This is a genomic window from Schwartzia sp. (in: firmicutes) (genome assembly GCF_978017985.1).
Genome location: NZ_CDXDFU010000092.1, coordinates 1 through 8,943, shown reverse-complemented (window position 1 = coordinate 8,943; position 8,943 = coordinate 1). Strand labels below are relative to the sequence as shown.

Here is an 8,943-nt window from a genome sequence, read left to right as displayed (position 1 = left end):
GTGTCCGGTATATCGCGTATGAGGACGGAGCCCCTGCGCCGCTTTTGCTGCAGCGCAGATGGAAGGCAGCTCTCACTGTTCGCGACCTTCTGCGGCATCAGGGAGGATTCCCTGCGGGGCCTGCATATCACAAGAGGTATTATTACCAGGAAAACCAGGAGTGGCAGTCGGACAGGGAAAATGTTCTTTCCGCGGGGGCATTAGCAGACGAGGCAACGAAAAAACGCACTCTGAAACATATTTTTGAGACTCCGTTGATGTATGAGCCCGGGACAGAGACACTATACTCCGACGTGGATTATATGCTGCTCGGTCTTGTTGTGGAAAAGGTAACAGGGAAGGGACTTCAGCAGTACCTTTCGGAGCATTTTTGGAATCCCATGAAGCTCAGGCATACTACCTACCGCCCCCTCGACCATGGGTTCAAGAAGAATGACTGCGCTGCGACGGAGCTGAACGGAAATACCCGCGACGGCGCGGTGTATTTCCCCGGAGTGCGTACGGAAACGCTTCAGGGAGAGGTGCATGACGAGCTTTCATGGTACTGCATGGAGGGAGTATCGGGACATGCGGGGCTCTTTTCGAATGCAGGAGACCTGGCAAAGCTGGCAGAGCTCCTGCTGACGGGGAAATACGGAAATAAGCAGTATTTTTCGCCTGAGGTGATTGCTGAGTTTACGGCAGACTACGGCACGGGCTACGGCCTCGGCTGGTGGGTGCAGGGAGACCATGAATGGGACAGCTTTTTCGGAGAGAATGCGCCGTCCTCGGTTTTCGGGCATCAGGGCTGGACAGGGACATTGACTGTTATAGATCCGGAGCATGATATGGTGATTGTATATCTTACCAATAAAATCAACACGCCCATTGAAAATCCCGCGGCTGATGCCAACGGTTTTTCGGGCAGCAGATATGTTTCCGGCAGGCTTGGCTTCGTGCCCCGGTGGATTTACGCGGATTTGCTGAGCAGGGAGAAATAACGGCAGGGGAGCAGAAAACAGAGTGGAAAATAAAGACGCTTTGGAACAGGTTAATGAAAAACAGAGACAGGCAATAGATACTCTTAACCGCAATGTTTTGCTTTTGGCATCGGCAGGCACGGGGAAAACCGGGACTCTTGCGCGGCGCATCGCGAAGATACTTGAGGAAAAGCTGGCAGAGCCTGAGGAAATACTGTGTCTTACCTTTACAAACAAGGCATGCCAGGAAATGAAGGAGCGTATCGTAAAATATGTGGGTTCACCGGGGCATAAGGTCGTGGTGCGTACCATACACAGCTTCTGCTTTGATGTCATCCGTCAGGAAGCAAAAAGAAAGACGGACTTTTTCACGGACTTCATGATTTTTGACGAAGAGGACTGCGCGGAGCTTATTTCGCAGATAAATTCGAAACGGTTTCCTGTGGGTACCCTGCAGCGTTTTATCAATACCGTAAAGGAAAAGCGCACGGAGTATGGTGTTTTTTCGGATGATATAGGCGCCGATTATAGAAAGACTGTCCGCAGGCTGTTTGATGAGCTCGGCGATGAGGGCGTATATAACTTTTTTATGGACAGCAAATTCAAATTTCGTGCAGAAATGGCCGCAGAGATGGAAGCACACGGAGCAGAGTATGTACTGCTTTACAACCGTCTCATGCATGACGAGCACGGACTGGATTTTAACGATTTGATTCTGAGTACATACGACCTTTTCCGGCAGGAGGAGGTATGCCTGCGCTGGCGTGAAAAATTCCGATTTATAAACATTGATGAAGTGCAGGATACCAATGAGCTTGAATATGACATCCTTTCGAAGCTGTTCGGAGATAATCATATTCTTCTCAGCGGAGACTATTATCAGACCATTTACGAGTGGCGGGGTTCGAGACCGTCGCGGATTTTTGAACGGTTTGAAAAGGAATACAGTCCTGTGCGGATAATCCTTGAGGAAAATTACCGTGCCACAAGAACATTGGTGCAGGCTTCCTATGCGTGCCTTGATTCTTTTTTCGGTGGCAGGGCTTCGGAGTGGGAAGGGAAAATACGGGCGGCTTCAGATGAAAAGGGAGATCCTGTCATGCTGAGGGCCTGCAGGTCCGTGGAAGAGGAAGCGGAGTGGATTTATCGCTGCATAGAAAATCTTCCCTGTGACGATCCTTCAAAGGTCTGTATTCTTACGCGCAGCAACGCGTATAACAAACAGCTCTGGCAGTATTTACAGCATGTGACTCCTTTGGTGCGCAGGGTGGATTTTTTCCTGGCAGACGAGATGAAGCTGTTTCGTCGGCAGGAGGTAAAGGATGCCCTGGCATTTGTGAAGCTTACATTGAATAAGTACGATGCGGCAAGCATGAAGCGTATTCTAAAGCGGTTTGTGACGGGTGTCGGTCAAAAAACAATAGATGAAATCGAGTCCGATGCAATGCGTGAATCGGGGCTTCGTCTTACGGATTTCCTTGATGAGAGTATCCTTCGGGAGGGGGACAGCTACGCCCAGCTTATCCGAGAGTACGAAGCCGGTAACGTGGTAGTTTTTGATGTTGAGTCCACCGGAGTGGATACAACGGATGACGAAATAATACAGATTGCGGGAGTACGTCTTGGCGCAGACGGAAGCATAACCGGAAAATTCAACCGTCTTTTGAAGAATACAAAGCCGGTCGGTATGTCGGAGACAGTGCATCATATATCCGATGAAAAGCTGGCAAAAGAAGGCGGCGACCCGGGAGAGGTATTAACAGAGTTCCTTGAATTCATACGGGGAAGTCTTATCGTTGGGCATAATGTATCCTTTGACCTCAGTATTCTGCTCAGTGAAACGGAAAGATTGGAGCTTCCGCGGCCTGATTTTGTGGGCTGGTATGATACTCTCGATATTTACAGACGGTTTTATCCGAATCTCACCAATCACAAGCTGGAATCTCTCGGCGCGTATATAAAGGTCAGCCATCCGTCCTCACATGATGCTTTCGATGATATATGCGCCACGGCTGAGCTTCTGGTATATGCAGTCAGGGAAAATATTCGTCCCACGCAGGACACCCGCCGTCAGTGCATCGCAAAATACGGACATTTCTTTGAACAGATTGCGGGATCTGTAACGGAGCTGCACAGGGAGGTTGTACGTAGGCGTCCCGTTGATTTTTTGGAGTACATCATCAAAAATCATCTGATTCCCTACTACGAAAAAGAAGAGCGCAGAATGGAGCATCTCCGTGAGCTTTATCGTGCGGTGCGTGCGTACGATACGGGAGAGTACAGTGCTCACGACACGCTAGTGCGGTTTATACGTACTGCGGCTCTTTCGGCAAATCCACTTGACGCGGGTACACAGAGGCAGCCGAGGGTTCCGATTATCACGGTACATCAGGCGAAAGGGACTGAATTTGATTACGTCTTTCTTGCAGGCCTGCATGAGAACGGTTTCCCAAGCTACCGCGCAGTAAAGGACGGGAACCGAGCGGAGGAGCAGCGGCTGTTCTACACGGCCATTACTCGGGCGAGGAAACAGCTTTTCTTATCCTGGTGCCAGTATGGCAAAAATTACAACGAACAGATGGAGAGTACGTTTATCGCGTCCATACCGAAAAAATATATCGCTTATTGTTCATAAATTAAAGTTTCATTAAAAACAGAAAATTCAGAAGGATTTTAAAAAATATCATAGAATATTAAGAGGTTATAACAGGAAAATGAATTTTATGTTCAGGACAAGGAAGGGGTATTTATTATGAGATGGTTGGACAACATACGCGTGGCGTATAAGCTGGCAATTCTTGCCGTGATTGCAATTTTCGGCATGGGCCTTGTGGGATTTTCGGGCTATTCGGCAATCAGGTCGGCTGAAGAGGCTCTTGATGAGATTTACAGCTCATCCGTTGTGGCGTTGGGAATTGTCGGAGAGGCAAATACGCAGATGCGTTATTCCCAGGCAATGGCTGTAACGACTACGACGTCTGTGGGAAATCACGAGCGCGTAAAGATGCTTACTGATAATTTCCATCGTGCTTCAGGGATTGTCGATAAGTGCATTCAGGATTATGATGCAATTCCGTTCAAAAATGAAGCGGGAACGGCACTCATGAAAAATATCGCTGCTGAGTGGGCAAAGCAGAAGCCGATATTTGAGAAAACCTGTCAGCTCGCTGCAGACGGAAAACAGGCGGAGGCATTTGAGTATTACACGAAAAACGGTGCAACGCATGCCGCATCTATCGGTAAAAATTTAAATGAGCTTTTGGCTCTTGAGACAGCAAATGCAAAACGTCTTGCCGATGAGAATAAGGCAGAAATGGAAAAAACTATCCGTTTCATGGTTATCGAGCTTGTTGTCATTCTGGCTATTGCGATTTTCTGTGTTCTTGTTATTTCCAAAAAGATTACCAATCCGCTTGATGTCACGATGGAAGCTCTCGCAAAAATGCGCGACGGTGATTTCATCCTTGTAAAACGTACTATCGACCGCGAGGACGAGTTCGGCCAGCTGGCTGATATGGTTGCAGATGTGCGCAAGGCACTGAACACACTTATGCGTCAGACCAATGAATCCGCAGAGCATCTGGCAGCAGCTTCGGAGGAGCTTACTGCAAGCTCACAGCAGGCTTCGCAGGCATCCAGCATGGTTGCTAACTCCGTTACCGACGCTGCGGGAGCTACCTCCGAGCAGCAGACATACGTCAATGACGCTATGGATTCCATCAATCAGACGGCAGAATCCATTGACCGTCTGAACACTACAGCTGAAACGGTTGCTCAGCACGCCAATGAATCCAAGAACGAGGCTGAAGAAGGAAGCAAGGCTATCCAGCAGGCGGTCGAGCAGATTATGAGCGTCGAAAAAATCGTTAACAATTCTGCTGCAACTGTTGATAAGCTCGGCAAGAGCTCTCAGGAAATCGGCCAGATTGTCAGCGATATTTCCGAAATCGCTGAACAGACAAATCTCCTTGCGCTCAATGCAGCTATTGAGGCAGCACGTGCAGGTGAAAACGGACGCGGCTTCTCCGTCGTCGCAGAGGAAGTCAGAAAGCTGGCTGAACAGTCTCAGGAGGCAGCAAAGCGCATCACGACGCTTATCGGCGGTATTCAGGCAGATACAGATGAGGCTGTCAAGTCCATGCAGGAGGGCAGCAGCGCAGTTAAGGCAGGAACAGAGTCTGTCAGCAAGCTGAAGGAAGCCTTTGACCGTATTCAGGAGGCAGCTCTGGGAGTTTCCGATCAGGCTGAGGTTATTACCTCCGAGGTTCGCGCTGTTGCAGGACAGACGGCGAACATCAAAGAAAAATCTGCGAATATCCTTGATAAGGGTGCTCAGGTATCCGGCGAGATGGAGAATGTTTCGGCGGCAGCAGAGGAGCAGTCTGCATCCGCAAGTGAAATCGCTTCTGCAAGCAACTCGCTCTCCGAGCTGGCGCAGGGACTTCAGAATTCGCTTCATAAGTTCAAATTCTGATTGCTGTAAAGTTTAATAGTCATGAGGCTGAGAAATACAACCCGATAAAGGTTGTTTCTCAGCCTCTTTTTTGTGTGTATACCTGATAAGTTGTCAGAAAAATATATTTACTCTGCTATTATCTCAATGCTATAATAACTATGAGTTGAAAGTTATATACACTTCATAACAAAGGAGCGGATAGGGTATGTTGAAGAGAATGGTATGTATGGTCCTGGTTGTGGCTCTGGCCATCATGACCGCGGCATGCGGCGGTGGCGGAGCTGACAAAGGGAAAAAGGATGCTAAGGTAGACCGCAGCAAAGAATTTATCACAGTGCTGACAGGTCCGACCAGCGGCATTTATTTCCCGATTGGCGGTGCGTTCTCCAAGGTTGTCGGTGAGATGGGGTATAAGACCTCGGCAACGGCTACCGGAGCAACGGGTGAAAACATCAATGCTATTTTGACAGGCAAGGGCGAGCTTGCTATTGCAATGTCCGACTCCGTTATTCAGGCTGTGGAAGGCTTTGGAGCGTACGAGGGCAAACCGAAGGCTACGGACCTTCGCGCTATGATGGGCCTCTGGCCGAACGTAGTACAGATTGTTACGACGGAGGATTCCGGAATCAAGACATTTGCTGATATCAAAGGCAAACGCGTCGGCGTTGGCGCGCCGAACTCCGGAGTCGAGCTGAATGCCCGCATGATTTTCGAGGCAAACGGAATGAGCTATGATGATGCAAAGGTAGACTACCTCTCCTACGGTGAGGCTATCGACCAGATGAAGAACGGTCAGTGCGATGTAGCTTTTGTAACATCCGGTCTTGGCAATGCAACGATTAAAGAACTTGGCACAACCAAGAAGATTGTGTTTGTTCCGGTAGAGGGTGAGGCTCTGAAGAAGCTCACTGCAAAATATCCGTTCTACGTTGAGTGGAAGATTCCGAAGGATACTTATGGAACAGCCGGGGATACAACAACTGCAGCGGTCATGAACATTATGCTCGTTTCGAAGAACCTCTCTGATGATGTTGTATATGACCTCCTTGAAGGCTTCTACTCCGAGAAAGGTCTTGAAACAATCGGTGCATCCCATGCAACGGCCAAGCGCGAAATCAAGCTGGAGACTGCTCTTCGCGGAATCCAGGGTACAAGCGTGAAGCTGCATCCGGGCGCTGAGAAATTCTATAAGGATAAAGGCATCCTGAAATAAGCCGATATGAAAAAAACGGCTGCTGCGCTTTGCGCGGCCGTCGTCCTCATCGCGGGGCTGTGGGTGCTGAATGAGCTTTCGGCACAGACTGTGCTTCGGATTTACGACTACGAAACGAAAGAAATCTATGTTGAAGTTCCGGCCAAAGAAGGCGATCAGCTTTTCTTTGGCTGGATTCATTCTTGGGAGAAAATTCCGTGGCACGAGTATTACCACATAGACGCGAATAACGATCTGATTCTCGATATGATAGCCTATCCCGCCTTTGGCGCTGGGATTCCTGAAAACAAGGGTACCGAGGTCTGGATTGATGACGACGGCATGATTTACATGAACAATATCGGGCAAGTTTTTCACGAATTCACATGGATCAACTCGCACTTTGCAACGCGGGATATCAAGCTGAATGATGTCCTCATAGCTAAAGGCGAAACGCTTCCCGAGCATACGCGGGTAAATCTCGCGGTAACAAGGAAACGATGGATAAGCATGCTTCTGGATTCACTGGGAATCAGGCGGGCGGATCCGTAAAGAAGGAGGTTCTTTCATGGGAAAGGAACCGGAAAAAACGCTGCTTCAGACAGAGGAAACGAAGCAGCTTGAAGAAAAATCCAAAGAAATTATACGAAAGCTGGACAAGGAATCGGCAACGCGTTCATTCAAAAATCCTCTTATGAAGAAGATATTCTTCATCGCTTGCCTCCTGGTCTCCGGGTATCATCTTTATACGGCGGCATTCGGCCCCCCGGTTACGCTGGTACACCGTTCGCTGCATGTTGCTATGATTATGGCGCTGGGCTTTTTGATGTATCCTGCAGGAAAATCCTCGGATATGACGAAGCCGTCTATTCTTGACTGGCTTCTTGCGCTTCTGTCCTTTGCGGCGCCGATTTATATATGGTCTGACTACATGGGGGTAGTACAGCGCGCCGGCAATCCGAACGACACGGATCTGGCCATGGCAACACTTCTTGTTGTGCTGGTGCTGGAGTGCTCCCGCAGAGTCACAGGCAACGCGCTGACCATTCTTTCCGTGGTGTTTATCATCTATGGACTTTTCGGGCGCGAGTTCCCGGGTATGTTCATGCACCGCGGCTATGACTGGGCATCTCTTTCCAACCATTTCTTCGCGAACACAGAGGGTATTTACGGCACGTCTGTAAGCGTAGCTGCCAGCTACATCTTCCTCTTTATCCTCTTTGGTACAGTAATGTCTAAATGCGGCATGGGGCAGTTCTTCAATGATATTGCCCTGGCTCTGGCAGGACACACAAAGGGCGGCCCGGCAAAGGTCTCTGTTATTGCCTCGGGCTTCCTCGGGTCAATCAACGGTTCGGCGGTAGCAAACGTAGTTACCACGGGTGCCTTCACGATTCCGCTGATGAAAAAGACAGGGTATTCAAAGGAATTTTCGGGAGCCGTAGAAGCAGCAGCTTCAGTAGGCGGACAGCTTTTACCGCCTATCATGGGTGCTGCGGCATTCATCATGGCAGAAATGATAAGTGTCCCGTACTCGACAATCATCACATGGGCGGCTATTCCTGCGTTGCTCTATTATTTGAGTATCGTATTGCAGGTGCATCTCAGAGCATCAAAGGACGGTCTTGTGGGTCTGCCTAAAGACCAGCTTCCGAAAACAAGTGAAGTTATGAAGTGCCGCAGCCACCTGCTGCTGCCTGTTCTTTTCCTGCTCTATATGCTGTTCTTCTCCGGGACAACGGTCATTTTCTCTGCAGTAATGACAATCCTTGTCACCATTGTGGTTTCAATGTTCCGCAAGGAGACACGCATGAGCCTTTCAGGCTTTCTTGATGCCCTTGCCAACGGCGCGAAGCAGACGGTCTCTGTTGCTGTTGCCTGCGCCTGCGTAGGTATCATTATAGGTGTCTGCTCCAAGACGGGCTTCGGTCTGACCATGGCTAACACTATCATTGCACTGGGCTCTACAAGCCTGCTCTTCACGCTTTTCTTTACCATGATTACCTGCATGATTCTCGGCATGGGACTGCCGTCAATTCCTGCATATATCATAACGGCAACAATTGCGGCTCCGGCGCTTGCCAAGCTCGGAATACCTGCAGGCGCGGCCCACATGTTCTCCTTCTACTATGCGATGTTTGCAAACCTGACACCGCCTGTAGCTTTGGCGTCCTTCGCGGCGGCAGGACTCTCGGGAGGAAATCCCATGAAGACGGGCGTTGCGTCGGTTAAGCTGGCGATAGCGGGCTTCATCGTGCCGTTCATGTTTGTTTACGCACCTCAGCTCATGCTCATCAATACGACATTGGCAGAGGGTGCTTGGGTTGCGGCCAGTG

General features: G+C 49.5%; 6 protein-coding genes. All 6 read left to right on the top strand.

Annotated elements, in window-relative coordinates; all coding sequences use genetic code 11:
• On the top strand, positions 1 to 980 hold a 980-nt coding region (locus tag ACY69O_RS04290), incomplete at its 5' end, for a serine hydrolase (RefSeq protein WP_462332232.1).
• A gap of 22 nt (positions 981 to 1,002) precedes the next feature.
• Positions 1,003 to 3,594 (top strand): 3'-5' exonuclease, encoded by a 2,592-nt coding sequence (locus tag ACY69O_RS04285; RefSeq protein ID WP_462332231.1) that lies wholly within the window; start codon positions 1,003 to 1,005, stop codon positions 3,592 to 3,594.
• Positions 3,595 to 3,711: 117 nt separating this feature from the next.
• Entirely contained in the window at positions 3,712 to 5,433 is a 1,722-nt protein-coding gene (locus ACY69O_RS04280) for a methyl-accepting chemotaxis protein (RefSeq protein WP_462332230.1), read from the top strand.
• A 187-nt stretch (positions 5,434 to 5,620) separates the two neighbouring features.
• Positions 5,621 to 6,628, top strand: coding sequence for a TAXI family TRAP transporter solute-binding subunit (locus ACY69O_RS04275; RefSeq protein ID WP_462332229.1), 1,008 nt, complete (start codon positions 5,621 to 5,623; stop codon positions 6,626 to 6,628).
• 6 nt (positions 6,629 to 6,634) lie between these two features.
• Positions 6,635 to 7,159 carry a DUF1850 domain-containing protein gene (locus ACY69O_RS04270; protein ID WP_462332228.1) on the top strand — a complete coding sequence of 175 codons (525 nt, stop codon included), beginning with the start codon at positions 6,635 to 6,637 and terminating at the stop codon, positions 7,157 to 7,159.
• Between the two features lie 16 nt (positions 7,160 to 7,175).
• A partial coding sequence (locus ACY69O_RS04265; RefSeq protein WP_462332227.1) for a TRAP transporter permease occupies positions 7,176 to 8,943 on the top strand: 1,768 nt, incomplete at its 3' end.

What these genes read in the sequence shown, in the direction of transcription:
- ACY69O_RS04280 (WP_462332230.1), top strand. Translation starts at nt 3,712, where the DNA reads ATGAGATGGTTGGACAACATACGCGTGGCGTATAAGCTGGCAATTCTT.
- ACY69O_RS04275 (WP_462332229.1), top strand. Translation starts at nt 5,621, where the DNA reads ATGTTGAAGAGAATGGTATGTATGGTCCTGGTTGTGGCTCTGGCCATC.
- ACY69O_RS04270 (WP_462332228.1), top strand. Translation starts at nt 6,635, where the DNA reads ATGAAAAAAACGGCTGCTGCGCTTTGCGCGGCCGTCGTCCTCATCGCG.